Source organism: Mycobacterium sp. IDUB_9, from assembly GCF_055419505.1.
In genome coordinates, this window is record NZ_JBVAXU010000003.1 from 399982 (window position 1) to 419603 (window position 19622).

Sequence of the window (19622 nt, forward strand, 5' to 3'; positions counted from 1 at the left end):
CCCGGCCCCGGCATCTACGCCGGCGGGAGTGGCGGAGCGGCGGGTGGCATGGGGTTCGGCAAGATCGCGCCGATCGCCGGCGGCGGCGCCAACGGAGGGGCGGCCGGCAGCGGTGGCGGAGGCGGCGCAAGCGGCGGTGGCGGGCCAGCCGGTACCGGCGGGGGCAATTGAGGAGCGGGTGGCGGCAATTCGGCGACCGCGGCAGGGTCGGCGACCGGGTTGCCGGGTGGAACATCCTCGAGCCGGGTGGCACGAACGGGCACGGTGATCACCGCGCCTTGCAACCCGCACTCGTTGGATTGGATGGTGGTGGTTTGAGCGCCGGCCAGCCCGCCGTCCGGCTGCGGCGTCAATGCCAACGCCGTGTCCATTGCCTGCGCCTGGCCGGCGTTCGGCGCCTCGCAGGGCAGTGAACCCCGCCCCGGATCGCCCAACCAGGAATTGTTGACGAAGCGGAACACGGCCGTCATGCCGCCGCCCTCGAGGTAGGGGACGGCATGGTTGGTGCTGTCCATACGCGTCGACGTCGCAACACATCCCGAGGGTTTGCACGTCGATCGGGAAGCCCACCAGTAGCTTGCGATTTGATTGCCGGCCGCCGGCCACGGATTGCCGTTGAGGGTCGCGTGGGGGTTGTCGTAGTCGAGTCGGTAGAGGCCGTCGAAGACCGGACTGCTGGGCGCCGGGGTCGCCACCGCGTTCGTGGCGCTCGCAACGGCTGTGCTCGGCGGCGGGCTCGCCTGCTCACTCGCTGCGGCGTCGGCGGACGGCCAGAGCTGCCACATGCCGACGCCGGCGATGACACAGACGGCGGCGGTCACCGCGATGGGCACCCAGCCTGGTTTCTGAGGTAACCGAAACTCGGGCGCGGGCGTCGGGGCGGCCGGCGCAGGCACCAAAGTCAACGCGGGCAACGGGGTTTCATCGGCCAGGGCATGTGCGAACGCACCGCAGCTGGCGAACCGGTCAGCCGGGTTCTTGGCCAGAGCTTTGGCCAGCACGGGGTCGAGATCGGCCAACTCGGGCCGGATCTCGGCCAACGCCGGCGGCTTGGAGTTGACGTGGCGGCTGACCACGACGGCGGGATTGGCGTGGGCGAACAGTTGCGTACCGGTCAATAGGTGGTACGCGGTGCAGGCCAGGGCGTACTGGTCTGCACGGCCGTCGACGTCCTCCCCCATCAGCTGTTCGGGTGCGCGGTAGCCGGGCCCGTCCTCGGCCCGGAGGTCGCGAGCGATACCAAGACCGACCAGAACGGCGCACGACTCGGCATCACCCTCGATGTCGGTGAGGATGATGTTGGCCGGCCCGACGTCGCGATGCAGCAAACCGTGCTTGTGTGCGTAGTCGAGCGCCCCGGCCACCGCGATGACGATGCGGAAAACCTGCTCGCGCGGCAAGCCGTTCGGGTACCGCTGATCGAGGAGACCCGCGAGATCCGCGCCATCGACGAAGTCCGTCGATATCCAGAACTGACCGTCGTGTTCCCCGCGACCACGAACCCTGGCGATGATCGGGTGCCACAACGTGGCGGCCCCATCCGCCTCGCGGTGAAACCGCTCCCGGTAGCCGGGCTCGGTGCACCAGTCCTCGGGCAGCACCGTCAACACCTCACGGCCACCACGCCTGGGATGCTGGGCGAGGTAGACCTCCCCCGTCCCACCTGACTCCAGCGGTCGAACGATCCGGAACACGGAGAACGTCTCACCGACGTTGAGCGGCATCCAGGAATCCTACGAACTGCCCTCCGACGCCTGCCGCCGGCATCCCTATCACCGAGGTCCTCGGCGCGGTGCGCACTTTTCTCCTTGCCCCACAATGCAAGTCAGACCGACGAATTTGTGCCTGCGCGCATCGGTGGGCTAGTGTTCGGCTTCGCGACGGGCGACGATCTCGCTCGTGGCGCGCGGATGTAGCGCAGTTGGTAGCGCATCACCTTGCCAAGGTGAGGGTCGCGGGTTCGAATCCCGTCATCCGCTCAAAGGTGCGATCAACGCTTGACCGCGTACCGCTCGGTCGTCCATCGGCCCAGCTCTGTGCGCCACGTCAGCTCAACCTCGGTGTCGCCTGCAGCGGCCAACACAACACCCAGGCTGACGGAGTCCCCCGGACCCACCGAACTCACGGTCTTTTCGGCCGACCCGGAGGAATTCGACGTCTTGGCTGTGACCGAGCGAGCCTTGTCACGTCCGGTGTTCTGCACTCGCATGACACCGTCTTCGGCCCAGTCGACGCGCCATGCGACGAACGATTTCTCCGTACCCAGCTCGCGACCGCGCGCAGCCTCCTCCATCGCCTGTCCGACGAGGATCCCGAGCTGAGCCTGGTTCACGCGAATCCGCTTGGCGAGCACTTCGTTGCGCCACGCAACAGCACCGATCGCGAGCAAGACCGGCCAGAACAAAAACACCACACCGATGACCCACCCGAACAGTCCATCCACGGATGCGCAGCCTATGCGAAGTCCGCCGGACAATTGGGTCACTCGGGCAGCGCGGCCCCCACGATCGCGTCCTGGATCCGCTGGGTCAGCGCCGGGTCCCATCCGCGCGGTGCCAGGATGTCGACCCACAGGTCAGCGGCATCCGGACCGAAGGCATGTCCGTACCCGTAGGGCACGTCGGCGGAGAAAATCATGTCGAGCGTCACCTGCCAGAAGGTGACCAACGGCAGCCACCGCATCCCCGGGTCCACATCGGGTCCCAGCGGTTCCCGCAACCAGTCCGGGCGGTGCAGCAACAGGTCGAACGACCACCACGTGATCGGATCGCTGGCGTGCTGCCAGAACACCACGCGCGGAAAATCCCAGGGTCCAGCCAGATTCACATCAGAGGTCCGGGAGGCAAAGCGGATGTGGCGGCCTCCGTCGATCACCGGGAGGCGTTCGGGCGAGCCGGGGTCCCGGCTGGCGGTGAGCCTGCCCCACGGCTGCGCGAAGTTGGGCGTTCCCACCAACAACGCGCCATCGGTGCGGCTGACGATATCGGCGCCGGAGGCGAACGCCGACTGGCCGCCGAAGGAACCCAGGCTCTCACCGAACACAACCAGTTTCGGCCGCTTGGCTTCCGGCAGCGCTGCCCAAACCCGGTGCACCGCTTCGAACAACGCCTGGCCGGCCAAGGACGGAGTCTCCCGGTCGGCGATGAAGGAGAGCGCGCTCGGCAGGAACGAATACTGCATGGACGCGATCGCGGTGTCCCCGCCGTTGACGTATTCGAGGGCAGCCGCCACGTTCGGGTTCACCCAGCCCCGCCCGGTGGTGGTCACCACGGCCAGCACCTTGCGCTCGAAGGCATGTGTACGACGTAGTTCGGCGACCACCTGCGCGGCGATGCCCTCGACGCTGTCGGAGGAGGTGCGTCCGGCGTACACCCGGATCGGGGTACGCGCCGGGGCGCCCGTGACCTTCGAGATCTGTTCGGCGCCAGGTCCGTCGGCCACGAACGTACGGCCTTCGCGCCCCAGGGTGTCCCACGCCTGCGCCGAGGCCGGCGAACCCGAGCGTTCGGGCGCGGTCGGCCGCACCACTCCCTGCGCCGTGGTCTTGTCGGCCACTTTGGCCGAACGTTCAGCCATGCTCAGCAGGCCGCGATGTAGCGCTCCGTCGAGCCCCATCACCACCAGCGCCACCACGACCACCACCGCGGCCAACCGAGCCACCGGGCCGGGTACGACCCGGCCGCCGAGATCGGTCAAACGATTGGTGGCCCACCGTAATCCACGCCCGGCAGCCACGAGCGCCAGCGCAATCGCCAGGGCGAGGAACAGCACCACGATGTAGAACGACCGCTCAGCACGCGGCATACCGATCAGGTCGCGCAGGATCTGCTGCCACCACGACCCGAGCACCAGAAACGTCGGGACGACCACGACGGCGGCACCGGCCAGCGTCCACCACCCGATCCGTCGGGTGCGCGAGGACCATGGCGGACTGATGCCGCAACGCCGCACCACCCACGCCGTCGCGCACCCCAGCCCGTATCCGATCCCGACGCTGATGCCCGTCGCGACCCCCTGCAGATACCAGGCCCGCGGCAGCAGTGACGGGCTCATCGACCAGGCGAAGAACAGCAGCGCGACCGACAATCCGACCGGATGCAGGGCGCGAGCGGCGGTCACCACGCGCCCACGGAGGGGAAAATCCCGCAGGGCACGCAGCACGAAGTACCGCCCTTCGATTGGTTGGGGTATCGAGACTGTAGTGGACCACCCGGGCACCGCCCGGCAGCTAAGCCTGGACTAACAGAATCCGCTGGCAGAGCCGGCGTTAGAGTCGAGCGTGCCCAGGATCAGCGCCTCATCGGTCGAAGAACACCGCGAGCTGGTCCAACAGCGCATCTTCGAGGCTTTCGCGGCACTGATGGCCGACCACAGCTTCGACGCGATCACGATGGCCAAGCTCGCGGCCGAGGCCGGGATCGGGCGGACGGCCATCTATCACCACTTCCCCGACAAGGAATCGGTGGTGATCGCGTTCGCCTCGCATGAGACGACCCGTTACCTCGACGGATTGCGGGCCGTCCTGTCCGAGGTCGACGACCCCGCCGAGCGTCTGAAGGTCTACATCCGTCACCAGCTGGAGGCCGGGCAGGAATTCCACATGGGCATGGGCATGCAGCTCTACGGTGCGTTGTCGACCGAGACCATGCTGGCCATCCGCGACCACGTGGTCGCCGTCGAGGACGTGCTGCGCGAGATCCTGTCCCAGGGCGTGGCTTCCGGGCAGTTCGCCATCGACGACGAGGCCGCCACGATGTCGCTGATTCATGCGTGCCTGGCGCCACGCCACCTTCCGGTGACGGCCATCGAGCAGTTTGTCCTGCGCGCACTGTCCGCGAAAACGTAGGACCCCACGCCGCGCGACCCGGTGCTAGGTTTCCTGACAGATTGTCGGCATGATGTTGACAACCTGTCGTTAAAACACCTGGAGCCAGAGTATGCCGAGCGCCGTTGCCCCCGAGACCGTCCGATCGCTGTCCGTCGCGATGCGCGAGGACTCGCGAAGCGAACACGCCGCCGCCGAGCAGTCGTCGTTCATGTCGGAGTTGCTCAACGGGCGGCTCAACAGCCAGGGCTACGTCGACTATCTGCTGCGACTGCGCGCGGTCTATCGCACGTTGGAGGACACGGTCCGGGCCCGGCGGACCGACCCCGTCATCGGCGCTTTCCACGACCCGATGCTGGAACGGTCGGGCACCATCGAGGCCGACCTCGACCATTGGGCACCGGACTCAGCACGCGAAGTCTCCTCCCCCGCCGCCCAGGCCTACTGCACCCGGATCGCCGAATCTGCTTGGGGTGGCGCCCTTCTGGCCCACCACTACACCCGCTACCTCGGTGACCTGTCGGGCGGCCAGGCCATCGGACGGGTGCTCGACCGGTCCTTCGACCTAGAGGGCGCCGGCCTGTCCTTCTACGAATTTCCGATGCGCCCCAAGCCGTACAAGGATGCCTACCGGGCCCGCCTCGACGGCCTCGACCTCGATCAGGACGACATCGACCGCGTCGTCGATGAGGTCAAGGTGGCCTTCGCGCTGAACCAGGCGTTGTTCGACGAACTCACCGCCAACCTGCCCGCTTACCGCCGCTGATCTCGCCCGCCCCAAATTGACGATTACGGCAAGTACATAGCAAGTTCATACCCCAAATCGGCAAAAGTTAGCTTATGCTAACCATACTTAGCCACCGGGGGGCAAAGCGATCGAGAGGAGAACCGGGCCACCTGCACGCACTGCCCGGACAATGCGATGACTATCTGCACCCCCATCCCCACTTCGGCAAACGACGCCACTTCGCCCGTCTTCGGTGGTCTGCGATGACCGCCCCGGTGTGGATGGCGCTGCCACCCGAAGTGCATTCAGCGCTGCTCAGCAGTGGTCCTGGCGCCGGACCACTGCTGGCGGCGGCGGGGGCATGGAGCTCGCTGAGTACCGAATACTCCTCGGCTGCAACCGAATTAACTACATTAGTGGGCGCCGTGCAGGCCGGGGCGTGGGAAGGTGCCAGCGCCGAGCGGTACACGGCGGCACACCTCCCCTACCTGGCCTGGCTGGGCGCCTCGAGTGCAAGTAGCGCACGGGTGGCCGCCCAGATCGAGACCGCGGCGGCCTCGTACACCGCCGCCCTGGCGGCCATGCCGACACTGGCGGAGCTGGCCGCCAATCGCGCGACCCTCGGTGTGCTGGTGGCCACCAACTTCTTCGGGATCAACACCGTACCCATCGCGGTCAATGAGGCCGACTACGTCCGGATGTGGATTCAGGCCGCGACCACGATGACCGTCTACCAGTCGTCCACCGAGGTTGCGGTGGCGACCGCACCGCCGTCCACGGCGGCACCGGTACTGCTCGCACCGGGGGTTGGGGAAGCAGGTTCCGCATCGGCCACGATGATGCAGTCTGCCGCCGTGGCCCGGGCCGGCGAATCGGGCTCTTCCCTCAGCTTGAGCGACGTGATCAGTTCGTACGAGGAGTTCATCGAGTGGATCAAAGCCAACGACCCGATCGGGAACTGGCTGGCCGGGCAATCTGAGCACTTCTACGGAATGTACGACCAGCTCAGGCAATTCATTCTCGAGCCTTGGCGAATCCCGCAGGTCCTCGCCGAGATCATCGCCGATCCGTCCTTGTTGTTCAGCACATATATCAACGTGTTCTTCCTCGGTGCCTACACGGCAGTGTTCGCCGTACTGGGCACCCCGCTGTACGCCGCGGCGGTCGCCGCGGCCTCCCCGGCGATGCTCGGCCTGCTCGGGATCGTGGGGCTGGCACAGGCTTACGACATTCCGATCGACACGCCCACCGAGGCGGCCACCCCCGCCGAGCAACCCGCGGTCGCCGCGCTTCCCGGCTCCTCGGCACCGGCATCGGTGGCTGCGGGCGCCGCACCAACGACGGCGCCTACCTCGGCGCCTGCCGCCCCTGCACCGTCAACTCCCACTCCGATGCCCGCCGGGGCCGAGACCGCCCTCTATGCCGTGCCGGGCGGGGGCGCAGGATTCGGATTCGGCTCGACGTCGAAATACAGCGCCACTGCCCAGGCCTCGGACTCCGTCGGGGCCTCTGCGGCAGCCGCGGCGACCGCCGCCGCCATCAACAAGCGAAGGGCTCAGGCCCGCAAGCGGCGCGCGGGGACAGCAAAGGACCGCGGTTACCGCTATGAGTTCATGACGGCCGACGGTGCCACTGCCGCAGCGCCGCCCGAGCAGCCCGTCACCACGAGCGCCTCCGACAGCGGCGCCGGAAACCTCGGATTCACCGGCACCGCAGTGAAGTCCACCGTTGCCGAACCGGCCGGCATGACCACGTTGGCCGACGACACCTTCGGAAACGGCACCACGATCCCGATGATGCCGGGAAGCTGGCAGGTCGACACCGGCACGCCACTGGGAGCCGACCGCGAAGGCGATGCCTAACCGATCCATGTTGAGGCTGTGAACAATTCGTGAGAACCGGCGGAATCAGCCGTCCACGGGGCGCGATACTCCGGAGCTCACGGCAATACTGGTGATTCCGGGAAGTAGGGAGCACCACGTGACCAGTGACATCACCCAGTCCTCCACGTGGGAGAGCACGCTCCCACACTTCTCCGCCATCGAGAAGCACGGTCGCATCACGGTGCCGATCACCAAACCGTCGGAGACACTGCGATTCTTCGCCGTGCTCACCTTCATCCTGTGGATTCCGGTCGCCGTCGGAGCGGCTTTCTGGTTTCACAGCATGCAGACTCACAATCCGTCGACGTGGGTGGGCGTCGCCTCGATCGTCGGTTCGTTTCTCCCCGCCATCCTCGCGAGCATCGTCGCCGACGAGGCCCGCGATACGTTTGGGCAACGCAGGACCGGCAATTGGATCGCATGGATACCAGCCTTGTCCGGTGCCGCAGTCGGGTTGCTCGGCGCCGCGATCTGGTTCAGAGATTTCACCGGCGGGGTGCTGGCGGTGGTCAGCGTGGTGTGCTCGGCCGGCGCGGCGATCGCCACAATCGCGGCGTGGCGGGGCGTCCGGTACACCCGTCGCCGCCAGGACCGGTTGGCGGCGCTGCGCCGGCACGGTGTGCGTTCGCCGGGTGTACTGCGCAACGTGAAATTCCTGAACCGCTGGACCGGCGACGAGCCCGAATTCACCGTCACCGTCGCATTCGAGGGTTCGACCGGACGGCGGACGGTGATCGCGAACATGGTCGCCAATCACGCTCGCGTTCCGCTGGCGGGGTCACGCCTCGTCGTCTTCGGTGCGCCGCACGACACCGGCGACGACGTCCTCATCGAACTCGACCCCACTGATCCGCCCCACTTCGACCGTGATCCCAGCGGCCGGTACCGCAAGCCGACCGGGAATTAGCCCTCGCGCTTGGCCAGCTCTCGCAGCACCAGGTCGGTTGCGTCCCAATCCATGCACTTGTCGGTGACCGACTGGCCGTAGGTGAGCGGCCGGGCCTCGGGCGACTGCGCACCGGCGACCAGGAAGCTCTCCAGCATCACACCACTGATCGGCAGCCCGTCGCGCACCAGCTGGGCCACTTCCGCGGCCACCGATGCCTGGCGGACATGATCCTTACCGGAATTGGCATGGCTGCAATCGATCACAACCCGACCGGGCAGCCCGGCGCCGGTCAGCTTGGCGGCGGCCTCGGCCACTGCGTCGGCCCCGTAGTTGGGTCCGTCGGTTCCACCGCGCAGGATGACGTGGCAGTCCTCGTTGCCTTCGGTGCTCACCACAGCGCCACGGCCCAGATCATCCATGCCGAAGAAAACATGCTCGGCGGCAGCGGCTTTCACCCCGTCGACCGCGACCTGGATGTTGCCGTCGGTACCGTTCTTGAACCCGACCGGCATCGACAGGCCCGATGCCAACTGGCGGTGCACCTGAGACTCGGTGGTCCGGGCCCCGATGGCCCCCCACGCCACGGCATCGGCAATGTACTGCGGGCTGGTCGGTTCCAGGAACTCGCACCCGACGGGCAGGCCGATGTCGATGATGTCGAGCAGCAGTTGACGGGCGATACGCAGCCCGCGGGCCACATCGAAGGTGCCGTCCATTCCCGGATCGTTGATCAGGCCCTTCCAGCCGATGGTGGTGCGCGGCTTCTCGAAGTACACCCGCATCACGATCTTGAGCCGGTCTTTGAGCTCATCGGCCACCTTCACCAGGCGGCTGGCGTACTCCAGCGCGGCCGCCGGGTCGTGTACCGAACACGGGCCGACGACGACCAGCAGGCGGTCGTCACGACCGGCCAGGATGTCAGCGATCTCATCGCGGTCGCGGGCCACCCGCTCCGCACGGCGCTCCCCCAGCGGGAATTCGGTCAACACATCGTGCGGGCTGGGTATCGCGCTGAAACTGCGGACCCGACGGTCGGATGTGGCGGGGGCTTTGGCGATCTGCGCCAAGTTCATCTTCAGGTGCCTTCCTGGTGGTGGGCACCTGGCAAAGGTTCCGGCGCCCTGTAACGACGAAAGGCAGCGACCGATGGTCACTGCCTGGGCTCCGGGTGGATGCGTGCTTAGTGCTGCGCTTTATCGGCTCCGCCCGGAGCCTCGATAAAGCGCCAATAGCTGGCACACACACCGATAGTCACGTCGGCCAGGCTACACCACGTCCCGCGCCGCGCCACAACCGGTGCGTTCACAACCGCGAATTGTGACCACGCCCTACGATCCTGGGCATGCCGCTCAGCCCCCGGATGCCCGAGCTGGCAGCGTTCGAAGTGCTGCTGGCAATCGCGCGTGCCGGCAGCCTCGGAGCCGCCGGACGTGAGCTGGGTCTCACCCAGCAGGCGGTATCCGCGCGGCTGGCGTCGATCGAATCGCAGACCGGGGTGCGGCTGGTACAGCGCAGCCCGCGTGGATCCCAACTCACCGCGGCCGGCGCGGTGGTCGCCGAGTGGGCCGACCAATTGCTCGACGTCGCAGGGCGGGTGGATGCCGGGCTGGCCTCGCTGCGCACCGAGAGCCACGGTCGCGTCACCGTCGCGGCCAGCCTCACCATCGCCGAACAACTCATGCCACGCTGGCTGGTATCGCTGCAGGCCGATGCGGCACGCCGCGGCGCGCGCACACCCGAGGTCATCCTCACCGCGGCCAACAGCGATCAGGTGATCGCTTCCGTACAAGTCGGGTCGGCCGACCTCGGATTCATCGAATCACCCGGCGCACCAACCGGACTGCACAGCCGGGTGATCGCCCATGACGAGCTGGTCACCGTCGTGCCCCCGGATCACAAGTGGGCGCGCCGATCGGCGCCGGTCAGCCCCGACGAGCTCAACGAAACCCCGCTGGTATCGCGCGAAACCGGTTCGGGAACAAGGGATGCCCTCAGTTCTGCGCTGCGCGCCGCACTGGGACCGTCGAGTAGCCAGGCCGACCCCGCGATCGAATTGTCCTCGGCAACCGCGATGCGCGCCGCGGTGCTGGCCGGCGCCGGGCCGGCGGTGATGAGCCGGCTGGCCGTCGAGGACGATCTCATCCTGGGCCGGCTACGTGAGGTGCCCGTGGCCGGGCTGGACCTGCGCCGCGAGTTGCGCGCCATCTGGTCGGGAGGCCGCACTCCGCCGGCTGGTGCGGTGCGAGATCTGCTCAGCCACATCGCGTCGCATCAGTACCGCCGAGAGTGACGCAAAGGTTCGATCCCGGAACGATTTACGACATCTGCGTCACACTCGACGCAGCTGTGAACGGTCAGCCGCGCAGGAGCCGGCCCGACCGCACACCACGCAATGTGTTGGTGGCAACGGTTCCCCAGGCGCCCAGCAGCACCACGTACAGCACGACGGCGAGCCAGGAGATCACGACCGCACCGGTGGCCGCACCCAGAGCAGACGCACCCGTGACGCAGGTTCCGACCGGGAAGGTGAAGCTCCACCAGGTCAGGCTGAATGACAGTCCACGGCGCGCACCGTGCACCGTGAGTGCCGTCGCGAGGCAGAACACGAACGCACCGAAGCCACCCATCACCAGGCCGTACACGACGCCGAAGGCGTGCAGCGCGGACACCGTGGCCGCATCGGTGAGCACCGACCCGGCATGGGACGCCAGCAGATTGGCCGCGGTGATCGACTGGCCGACAACGCCGAGCACGATCCACACCGTGGGAATCGCCTGCACCTGGCTGAAGCCGCCGTGCATGAGCCGCGAGTACACCATGGTGGTGGTGATCAGGCCGGCCAGTAGGCTCAACCCGAACATCCCGTAACAGGCCACCAGCAAGGTGATCCCCGCCTGCCCGGGCCCGAGGTGCGACAGGAGCAGGGCACCGGTGGAGGCCGAGACCATGGGCGAGACCACCGGCATCATCCAGGCCGGCACCGCCTCCACATCGGTGTGATCTTCACGGGTGATCATCGCGAACGGAAGCCACAGGCTGACAACCAATCCCAGCACCGTGCCGGCGATCCACAGCGCCACGTCGAGGGCCAGCGCCGCGGACGGGCCGATGATGCCCGGCCCGAACAGCAGCGCGCCCGCTCCGACGGTCAGCAGCGCCATGGCCGGCGCGCCGTAGAACTGCCCCACCACCTCGTGGGCGGCATAGGCTTTCGCCTGTTCCCGGTGCCGGATCCAGTGCGTGGCAAACGCCACGGTCAGGATCACCAGCACGATAGCGGCGAGAATCCATACCGCAGTGGCGAATTCGTGCAGTCCCGGCAGGCGCAGCGGCAGCGTGGCCGCGGCCGTCGCAACGATTCCGGTGCCCATGACCGACGCGAACCAGTTCGGCGTGATGTGACGGAAGGCCGAACCGGCGCTGTCCAGTTCGGCCAGCAGGGCGGTGTGGAACGGCCTCGGCGCGATGTAGGTGGTCACCTCACCCATGCTGGTGGCTGCGACCGATCACCGGTAGGCACCACAACGTTGTGGCGTCACAAATCGAGCTTGTGACTCACACGTATCGGTTCCGGCCGGCCAGCGCACCCGCCACCATTTGCACCAGGTAGATGACGAGCACCATGGCAAACGGCGCCGTCCAGCCGGCGGTCATATCGTGAAGCAACCCGAACGAGAACGGACCCACGCCCGCCAGCAGATAGCCGAAGCCCTGCGCCATCCCGGACAGCCGCGCGGTGTCCTCGGCGTTGCGCGCGCGCAGAGCAATCACCGTGAGCGCCAACGAGAACACGCTCATCCCGATGCCCACGAAGAAGCTCCACAGCAGCGGCGCCGCGCCGGGATCGACGAGCAGACCGATCATGCCGATCATGCCGACCACACCGAGCCCCACGATCCAGCCACTCTGGTTCTTCTGCTTGGCCGCCAGCGGCGGAACGATCAGGCTGATCGGCACGGCCAGGATGGACACCAACCCGAGCAGCAGGCCGGCGTCGGTTTTCGCGACCCCGCTGTCGATGAACACCTCGGGCAGCCAGCCCATGATGATGTAGGCCAGGAACGACTGGCAGCCGAAGAACAACGTGATGGTCCACGCCAACGGACTGCGCAGCAGTGAGCGACCGGCCGTCCCCGCCGCGGCCGCTTCGGTGCGGGCCGTGCTGATTCCCCGCGCGCCGATCAGCCAGAACAGCAGCGCAAGAATGGCGACCAGGGCCCAGGAGCCCAACGCCCCCCGCCAGCCGCCGAGCAGCGGCTCCAGCGGCGGGGTGACCGCTGAACCCAGCGCTCCACCGCCCTGCAGTGCCGCGGTGTAGACACCGGTCATCAGACCGATCTGGGCCGGGAACGAACCCTTGATCACGACCGGGATCAGGACATTGACCAGCGCGATACCGCCGGTGGCCACCAGCGTTCCGCCGATCACCACGTACGGTCCGTCCAACACGCGGACGACGAGGCCGATGCTCAGGATTACCAGGGCAACCGAGATCGCCCGGCCCAATCCGATCCGCCGTGCCAGCCACGGCGCGGTCAGGCCCGCGGCGGCGAAGCACAGCCCGGGCAGCGTGGTCAGCACGCCGGCCCAGACGGCCGAGGCGCCGAGCGACTCACGCATCTCGCCGAGAACCGGTCCGATGCTGGTGATCGCCGGGCGCAGGTTCAGCGCAGTCAGGACCACCGCAACGACCAGCAGCGCACCGCCCGCCGCCATCTGGGCGGGGCGGACCTCTACGGCACCGTCGAGCTCGAGCTCCAGATCATGCTCGTAACTGTTCGGGGTTTTGTTGCGCAGGGTCCTACTCACCCGGTTATGATGCCATACATCCTATGATTGGATGAAAGGATTTTAGAGTGCCGCTCGCCACAACGCGACGCACGGGCCTGGTCGACCAGGTGATCGAGCAACTGCGCACCCTGGTCACCTCGGGCGAATGGCCGGTCGACAGCCGCATCCCCACCGAGTCCGAACTGGTCGAAGCCCTCGGCGTCGGCCGCAACACGGTGCGCGAGGCGGTCCGAGCCCTGGCCCACAACGGCATCTTCGAAGTACGACAGGGCGACGGCACCTACGTGCGCGCCACCAGCGAGGTATCCGCGGCCTTGCGCCGACTGTGCGGATCCGAACTGCGCGACGTGCTTCAGGTCCGACGCTGCCTCGAGGTGGAGGGGGCCCGACTGGCCGCCGTCGCCCGCACCGAAGAGGACCTGACCGAGCTGCGTGCCCACCTGGCCCACACCGACACCACTGACCACGCACGATTCACCCACTCCGACACCGAATTCCACCTGGCCGTCGTGCGCGCGTCGCACAATCCGGTACTCATCGAGATCTACCGCGGACTCCTGGAGGCGATCACCGCCAGCGTCGCGACGGCAAGCGCGGGCCCCGGCGGGATGTTCCCGCATGACGATCTGGTCGAAGCGATCGCCGACGGCGATGTCGACCGTGCCGGGCGGGAGGCCGCAGGGTTCCTCGATGAACTCCTGGAACGGGCTCCGGCTCAGGGCCGCTGAGCACCCCTGACTCAGAAGGGCGCATCCTCCACCCGCGCCCGGGTCAACGGCAGCTGGAGCAACAACCGCGCACCCCCCAGCGGGCTCTCGGTCAAAGCAGCTGTGCCCCCGTGCAATTCGGCTTGTTGAGCGACCAGCGCCAGGCCCAGTCCGGATCCCGAGCGCGATGCCGTCGATCCGCGGGCGAACCGCTCGAACACCTCGGCCCGCTCAGCCTCGGGCACCCCGGACCCGTTGTCGTCCACCACGATCTGCACATCATCGGCCGAACTGACTGCGCTGAGTCGGATTTCGGTGGCCCCACCGTGCTTGACGGCGTTGGCGATGGCGTTGTCGATCACCAACCGCAGACCCGCGGGCATACCCAGCATCAGCACCGTCGGCGAGGGCATCAGCGTGGTCCGCAAGCCCGGATAGGTCCGCAGAGCGTCGTGCGCCGCGCGGTCGAGCAACTCGGTGACATCCATCGGCACGAAATCCTCGACCGTGGTCAACTCCCCCTGAGCCAGCCGCTCCAGGGCGGTCAGGGTGCCTTCGATGCGGCTCTGCGTGCGCATGACGTCCCCGATCACCTCCTGGCGCTGGTCGTCGGTCATGTCCAGGGTCGAAAGCACTTCCAGGTTGGTGCGCATCGCGGTGAGCGGGGTCCGCAGCTCGTGGGAAGCCACTGCGGCGAAATCGCGAGCCGATTCGAGTGCGGCCTTGGTGCGCTCCTGCTCGTTGCCGATGCGCGCGAGCATGCCCTCGACCGCCTCGGCGATCTCCACCGCCTCACGCACACCGCGCACCTGCACCTCGTCCGGTTTGGACTGGGCATTGATGGCGCGGGCCTGTTGAGCCAGCAGGCGGAACGGCGTGATCATCACCAACGAGATCATCCAACCGACCACGATGGTGCTGCCGATCACGCCGCCACAGATCAGCAACACCCGCAGGTGCAGTTCATCGATCCGGCGCTGCGTCTCGGCCAGCGGCGCCCCCAGGGCGATGGTCGCCGGGCCCGCCGTGAACGTCCGCACGCGGTACTCGACCCCGTCGATGGTGGTGTTGGTGTAACCGTTCTCCAGCTTCGGCAGGACGATGTCGCTGGGTACCGAGACGCTCACGCCGCCGATGTGCGCGGTGCGGACCAGACCGCCATCGTCGGGCATGGCCTTGTCCGCCGACCCCTGCTTCGTGGCGGTCAGCAGCGTGCTGACATCACCGAGACTGCTCAGTGAATCCAGACGCCGGTCCAGCTGGCTGTACTGGTCGTTGGTGACGCCGATCCACACCCAGGTGCCGAGGGTGATGACGGTGACCACCACCGACAACGCGCCCACGATGACGATCGTGCGCAACGACAGCACGCGCATCACCGGCCGCAGCACGGGCCGCAGCAGCGCAAGCACGCGATCTTCGAGATTCACCGGCGCTATCTTGCCCGATCCGCGCGGGCCGGCGCCCCCAGCATCGTGCCTCCGACGAAATCATCGTCAACTCACGGTTGACGATCGCCAGTCGTCAACCTACAGTTGACGCATGAGCAAACCCGTCACCATCTCCAACCCCGTCCGCCTCGACGACCTCATCGGTGCGATCAAGAAGGCTCATACCGAACCGCTCGAGCAGTTGATCGACGCCGTGATCGCCGCCGACGCCCTCGGCGAGATCGCCGACCACCTGATCGGTCATTTCGTCGACCAGGCCCGACGCTCGGGCGCCTCCTGGACCGACATCGGCACAGCCATGGGCGTCACCAAACAGGCAGCCCAGAAGCGGTTCGTGCCAAAGGTTCCCGATTTCGACCCGGCCACACTCGACCCCAACGCCGGATTCGGCCGATTCACCCCGCGGGCCCGCAATGTCGTCGTGGTCTCCCAGAACACCGCACACGCAGCCGGTAACGCCGAGATCACCCCCGAGCACCTGCTGCTGGCACTGTTCGCCGAACCCGACGGACTCGCCGCCAAACTCCTTGCCAACCAAGGCATCACCGCCGAAACCGCCCGGGCCGCCATCACGCTCCCCCCGCCCGCGGGGACTGTCCCGGCTCTCATCCCGTTCAATGCGGGTGCCAAGAAGGCGCTGGAACTGACATTCCGCCAAGCACTTCGACTCGGCCACAACTACATCGGCACCGAGCACATCCTGCTCGCCCTGGCCGAGGCCGAAGGCGAAGACGGCCCACTGCACCGGCTCGGCGCCGACCCCGACCGGTTCGAGACCGAGCTGACCGCGGCCCTGGCACAGTTCACCACCGGCAGTCAGGACAACACCGAGGACTGAGCGGGGAATGAAACCGCCGGCGCAACCGTAGAACCTGACGTGTTACTCAACGACGCCGCACGCGATTTCATCGGCGCAGGGGCCGACGCCACGCTCGTGACCCTGAACCCTGACGGCAGCCCGCAGGTCACCCTGGTCTGGGTGGCGCTGCAGTCCACCCCGGACGGCGACGAGCTCGTCACCGCGCACCTGGCCGAACACAAAAAGGTCCGTAACGTCCGTCGGGACCCACGTGTCGCCCTGACGATCGTCGATCCGGGTCGGGTGGGCGAGGCGATGCGCCCGTACCTGTCGATCACCGGCACCGCCCGCGTCGTCGAGGGCGGCGCACCGGAACTCCTCAGGGGACTGGCGCAGATCCTCGCCGCCCCCGGCGTTCCGTTCCCACCCGAGGACGCGCCGCCCGGTTGGCTCACCCGCATCCGGATCGACAAGGTCGGCGGCGTCGGTCCCTGGGTGTCCTGAGCCCATCCGGCTGTAACACGTTTCAGTCTGTGCGATCATGCCTGGCATGCCTCGCTGGTTTGCGCTCATGTTCACGGCCTTGGTGGTGGCGGCCACCGCCCTGGTTACCCCGACGGCGGCCTCGGCCGAAAGCACACCGATCGGCAACATCGGCGACACGCTGCGCGTCGAGACCGCCAACGGCATCGTCGCCGACGTCACCGTGCACGACGTGCTCGCCAGCGACGTACCGCCCGGCTGGGGCTGGAACGGTTCGCCGCGGTGGCGCGCACAGGGCGGCCCGTGGCGGGCTCCGATCACGGTGACCACCGTCGCGGCACCCAACCCGTACGCGATGGCGCTGGCGTTCACGTTCAACGGCGTCACGCCCTACGCCGACGCATACGCGCCCAAACACACCGATGCGCCCAACCGACTCGAAGCAGCACTGCGCAACGCACCGCCTGGTGCCACCGTCAACGGCGACGTCTACTGGGACGTCTATCGGGCACTGGTCACCAACGTGGTGTTGACCGACACCAAGACCGGCGCACACCTGGCGCAGTGGAATCTGTGGCAGCCGGGCGCGCCCCTGCCCTGATAACCGACGAGCGCTCGCGCGAGGACCCATGGAGATAGCGCGTGCCACGGCGAGCGACCTCGCGGAACTCGCCGTGGTCGCGGCCGCCACTTTTCCACTGGCCTGTCCCCCCTCGGTGACACCGGACAACATCGCCGCATTCATCGCTGAAACCCTGTCCGAGGAACACTTCGGCGACTACCTCACCGATCCGAACCGGATCGTGCTGGTGGCCCGCGACACCTCGATCACCGGCTACGCCATGCTGATTCACGGTGTTCCCGAGGACGCCGATGTGCAGCGGGCGGTGAGGCAACGCCCCGCGCTCGAACTGTCCAAGTTCTACGTGCTGCCCGATCGCCACGGCGGCGGTGCGGCCCGGGCCCTGATGGCCGAGATCCTGCAGACCGCCGCCGATTCCGGCGTCGGCTGTGTATGGCTGGGGGTCAACCAGGAGAACCGGCGTGCCCTGCGCTTCTACGCCAAGAACGGTTTCACCGTCAGCGGCACCAAGACCTTCCGGCTCGGGACCGGTGTGGAGAACGACTACGTGATGGTGCGGCCGGTCGCACCGCCGAACTAGGCCGTCTTCTGCGCGGCGGCGGTCAACGCCAGCAGGCGCGAGGTAGCCCGCAGGTACTTCTTCCGGAAACCGCCGGCCATCATCTCCGGGCTGAAGATGGTGTCCAGCTTGGTCCCTGACGCCAGCACCGGGATGCCCGCGTCGTAGAGCCGGTCGGTCAGCGCCACCAACCGCAGCGCCACGCTCTGATCCTCGATCGGGTGCACCCCGGTGATGAAGACCTCGGTGACACCCTCGATCAGCGCGTGATAGCGCGACGGATGCATGGTTGCCAGATGCGCACACAGCACGTCGAAGTCGTCGAGGGTCGCGCCGGTGACACCATCGGCCCGCTGCGCCACGTCCTCGTCGGACAACGGCTCGGGGGCCGGCGGCAGGTCACGATGCCGGTAGTCGGGGCCCTCGATCCGGACGGTGGTGAAGATCTGGGCCAGCGTGTTGATCTCGCGCAAGAAGTCCTGGGCGGCGAACCGGCCCTCACCCAGCTGCTCGGGCAGTGTGTTCGAGGTGGCCGCGATCGACACGCCGCGCTCCACCAACGCCGAGAGCAACCGCGAGATCAACGTGGTGTTGCCCGGGTCGTCGAGCTCGAACTCGTCGATGCACACCACCGAGTAGTCGGAGAGCAGGTCGATGCACTCGTTGTAACCGAACACACCGGCCAGCTGGGTCAGCTCACCGAAGGTGGCGAACGCGGTCGGGGCATCGCCCTGCGACAGCGTGTAATACGTGGAGGCCAGCAGGTGGGTCTTGCCGACACCGAACCCACCGTCCAGGTACAGGCCAACCCCGGGCAGCACCTCACGCTTGCCGAACAGCTTCTTCTTTCCGGCCCGCCGAACTGCGGCCTGTTCACAGAAACTGCGGCAGGATTGCACCGCCGCGGCCTGGGACGGTTCGGCCGGATCAGGGCGGTAACTGTCGTAGCTGACGTCGGCGAACGTCGGCGGCGGAATCAACTGTGCGACCAACCGCTCCGGCGTGACGGTGGGATGACGATCGGCGAGATGAGCGACGCCGCTGGACCCGTGCATTCAGGCAGCGTAACGACGTGCTCCAATTCAGTTCATGTCCGATCACACCGCCGGGACAGACCTGACCGTGCTGGGAAACGTCGACAAAATCGCCGACGGACAGCTGGCCGACTACTACGCCTACCCCGATGACCTGCAACGATGTTGGGTCCGAGGCAACATGATCAGCAGCCTCGACGGCGGCGCCACCGAGGACGGTAAGTCCGGTGGTCTGGGCGGGCCGGGCGACCGGGCTGTGTTCAATCTCATGCGCCAGACCGCCGACGTCATCCTGATGGGCGCGGCGACGGTGCGGATCGAGAACTACTCCGGTGTGCAGCTGTCAGTGGCACAACGGCAGGAACGCCAACGACGCGGACAGGGCGAAGTGCCGCCGATCGCCGTCGTCACCGCCTCAGCCGCGTTCGACCACGACGCCAAGTTCTTCACCCGCACCGAGACGCCACCGCTGATCCTCACCGCCACAAAGACCGTCGCCGACGCGCGCCGCCGACTCGGCGCGGTCGCCGAGGTGCTCGACGCCTCCGGAGCGGACCCGACCCGCGTCGACCCGGCCGTGGCATTGCGAATCCTCGCCCAACGCAAGCTCTTCCGGGTGCTGACCGAGGGCGGCCCGTCGCTGCTGAGCCTGCTGATCGAAAGCGATCTACTCGACGAGTTGTGCCTGACCGTGGCACCGATCATGGTCGGCGGGGTGGCCCGGCGCATCGCGACGGGTCCGGGCCAGGCGCACACCCGGATGCGGCCCGCACACCTGCTCACCGACGACGACGGCTACCTGTACACCCGCTACGTCCGCGCGTAGAGGCGCCGACGAGCGCTCGCGCGAGGAGCATCGAAACCGACGAACGCTCGCGCGAGGAGCATCAC

General features: G+C 67.5%; 19 protein-coding genes and 1 tRNA gene. 12 read left to right on the top strand and 8 right to left on the bottom strand.

Features of this window, described 5'->3' with window-relative positions; translation table 11 throughout:
* Positions 1-14: 14 nt before the first annotated feature.
* Entirely contained in the window at positions 15-1724 is a 1710-nt protein-coding gene (locus tag ACZY08_RS16290) for a serine/threonine-protein kinase (RefSeq protein ID WP_463745633.1), read from the bottom strand.
* A 182-nt stretch (positions 1725-1906) separates the two neighbouring features.
* Here ACZY08_RS16290 and ACZY08_RS16295 point away from each other — a divergent pair.
* Positions 1907-1979: transfer RNA gene (locus ACZY08_RS16295), tRNA-Gly, on the top strand.
* An 11-nt stretch (positions 1980-1990) separates the two neighbouring features.
* Here ACZY08_RS16295 and ACZY08_RS16300 read toward each other — a convergent pair.
* Both ACZY08_RS16300 and ACZY08_RS16305 read right to left on the bottom strand, forming a co-directional pair.
* Positions 1991-2443, bottom strand: a complete 453-nt coding sequence (locus ACZY08_RS16300) for a hypothetical protein (RefSeq protein ID WP_463745632.1) — start codon at positions 2441-2443, stop codon at positions 1991-1993.
* A 38-nt stretch (positions 2444-2481) separates the two neighbouring features.
* A complete protein-coding gene (locus ACZY08_RS16305; RefSeq protein ID WP_463781822.1) occupies positions 2482-4119 on the bottom strand; it encodes an alpha/beta hydrolase in 1638 nt (545 codons plus the stop codon).
* A 160-nt stretch (positions 4120-4279) separates the two neighbouring features.
* On the opposite strand from ACZY08_RS16305, the gene ACZY08_RS16310 reads away from it, so the two are divergent.
* From ACZY08_RS16310 to ACZY08_RS16325, 4 genes are all read left to right on the top strand, one after another.
* Positions 4280-4846, top strand: coding sequence for a TetR/AcrR family transcriptional regulator (locus tag ACZY08_RS16310; protein WP_463745630.1), 567 nt, complete (start codon positions 4280-4282; stop codon positions 4844-4846).
* Positions 4847-4937: 91 nt separating this feature from the next.
* The gene (locus ACZY08_RS16315) at positions 4938-5591 is read left to right on the top strand and encodes a biliverdin-producing heme oxygenase (protein WP_463745629.1); all 654 of its coding nucleotides are present in this window, start codon (positions 4938-4940) and stop codon (positions 5589-5591) included.
* 224 nt (positions 5592-5815) lie between these two features.
* On the top strand, positions 5816-7414 hold the full coding sequence (locus tag ACZY08_RS16320) for a PPE domain-containing protein (protein WP_463745628.1): 1599 nt from the start codon (positions 5816-5818) through the stop codon (positions 7412-7414).
* 118 nt (positions 7415-7532) lie between these two features.
* Entirely contained in the window at positions 7533-8342 is an 810-nt protein-coding gene (locus tag ACZY08_RS16325) for a hypothetical protein (protein WP_463745627.1), read from the top strand.
* On the opposite strand, the gene ACZY08_RS16330 is transcribed toward ACZY08_RS16325, so the two are convergent.
* Entirely contained in the window at positions 8339-9397 is a 1059-nt protein-coding gene (locus ACZY08_RS16330; RefSeq protein ID WP_463745626.1) for a 3-deoxy-7-phosphoheptulonate synthase, read from the bottom strand. The two genes, ACZY08_RS16325 and ACZY08_RS16330, sit on opposite strands and share 4 nt — an antisense overlap.
* 269 nt (positions 9398-9666) lie before the next feature.
* Between ACZY08_RS16330 and ACZY08_RS16335 the strand changes: the two genes are divergently transcribed.
* Complete coding sequence (locus tag ACZY08_RS16335) at positions 9667-10614, top strand: LysR family transcriptional regulator (RefSeq protein WP_463745625.1); 948 nt, start codon at positions 9667-9669, stop codon at positions 10612-10614.
* Positions 10615-10678: 64 nt separating this feature from the next.
* On the opposite strand, the gene ACZY08_RS16340 is transcribed toward ACZY08_RS16335, so the two are convergent.
* Positions 10679-11812 carry a TDT family transporter gene (locus ACZY08_RS16340; RefSeq protein WP_463745624.1) on the bottom strand — a complete coding sequence of 378 codons (1134 nt, stop codon included), beginning with the start codon at positions 11810-11812 and terminating at the stop codon, positions 10679-10681.
* A 67-nt stretch (positions 11813-11879) separates the two neighbouring features.
* The gene (locus ACZY08_RS16345; protein WP_463745623.1) at positions 11880-13133 is read right to left on the bottom strand and encodes a CynX/NimT family MFS transporter; all 1254 of its coding nucleotides are present in this window, start codon (positions 13131-13133) and stop codon (positions 11880-11882) included.
* A gap of 47 nt (positions 13134-13180) precedes the next feature.
* Here ACZY08_RS16345 and ACZY08_RS16350 point away from each other — a divergent pair, with 47 nt between their 5' ends.
* Positions 13181-13843, top strand: coding sequence for a FadR/GntR family transcriptional regulator (locus ACZY08_RS16350; protein ID WP_463745622.1), 663 nt, complete (start codon positions 13181-13183; stop codon positions 13841-13843).
* 11 nt (positions 13844-13854) lie between these two features.
* Here ACZY08_RS16350 and ACZY08_RS16355 read toward each other — a convergent pair whose 3' ends face one another.
* Positions 13855-15198 (bottom strand): sensor histidine kinase, encoded by a 1344-nt coding sequence (locus tag ACZY08_RS16355; protein WP_463745975.1) that lies wholly within the window; start codon positions 15196-15198, stop codon positions 13855-13857.
* A 166-nt stretch (positions 15199-15364) separates the two neighbouring features.
* Here ACZY08_RS16355 and ACZY08_RS16360 point away from each other — a divergent pair, with 166 nt between their 5' ends.
* The 4 genes from ACZY08_RS16360 to ACZY08_RS16375 are packed head-to-tail and all read left to right on the top strand — an operon-like array spanning position 15365 to position 17718.
* Positions 15365-16111, top strand: coding sequence for a Clp protease N-terminal domain-containing protein (locus tag ACZY08_RS16360; protein ID WP_463745621.1), 747 nt, complete (start codon positions 15365-15367; stop codon positions 16109-16111).
* Between the two features lie 39 nt (positions 16112-16150).
* The gene (locus ACZY08_RS16365) at positions 16151-16576 is read left to right on the top strand and encodes a PPOX class F420-dependent oxidoreductase (RefSeq protein WP_463745620.1); all 426 of its coding nucleotides are present in this window, start codon (positions 16151-16153) and stop codon (positions 16574-16576) included.
* A 46-nt stretch (positions 16577-16622) separates the two neighbouring features.
* Positions 16623-17156 (top strand): hypothetical protein, encoded by a 534-nt coding sequence (locus tag ACZY08_RS16370; protein ID WP_463745619.1) that lies wholly within the window; start codon positions 16623-16625, stop codon positions 17154-17156.
* A gap of 28 nt (positions 17157-17184) precedes the next feature.
* Complete coding sequence (locus tag ACZY08_RS16375) at positions 17185-17718, top strand: GNAT family N-acetyltransferase (protein ID WP_463745618.1); 534 nt, start codon at positions 17185-17187, stop codon at positions 17716-17718.
* Here ACZY08_RS16375 and zapE read toward each other — a convergent pair.
* A complete protein-coding gene (zapE, locus tag ACZY08_RS16380) occupies positions 17715-18752 on the bottom strand; it encodes a cell division protein ZapE (protein ID WP_463745617.1) in 1038 nt (345 codons plus the stop codon). The genes ACZY08_RS16375 and zapE overlap by 4 nt on opposite strands.
* A 34-nt stretch (positions 18753-18786) precedes the next feature.
* Here zapE and ACZY08_RS16385 point away from each other — a divergent pair, with 34 nt between their 5' ends.
* Entirely contained in the window at positions 18787-19557 is a 771-nt protein-coding gene (locus ACZY08_RS16385; RefSeq protein ID WP_463745616.1) for a pyrimidine reductase family protein, read from the top strand.
* Positions 19558-19622: the final 65 nt, after the last annotated feature.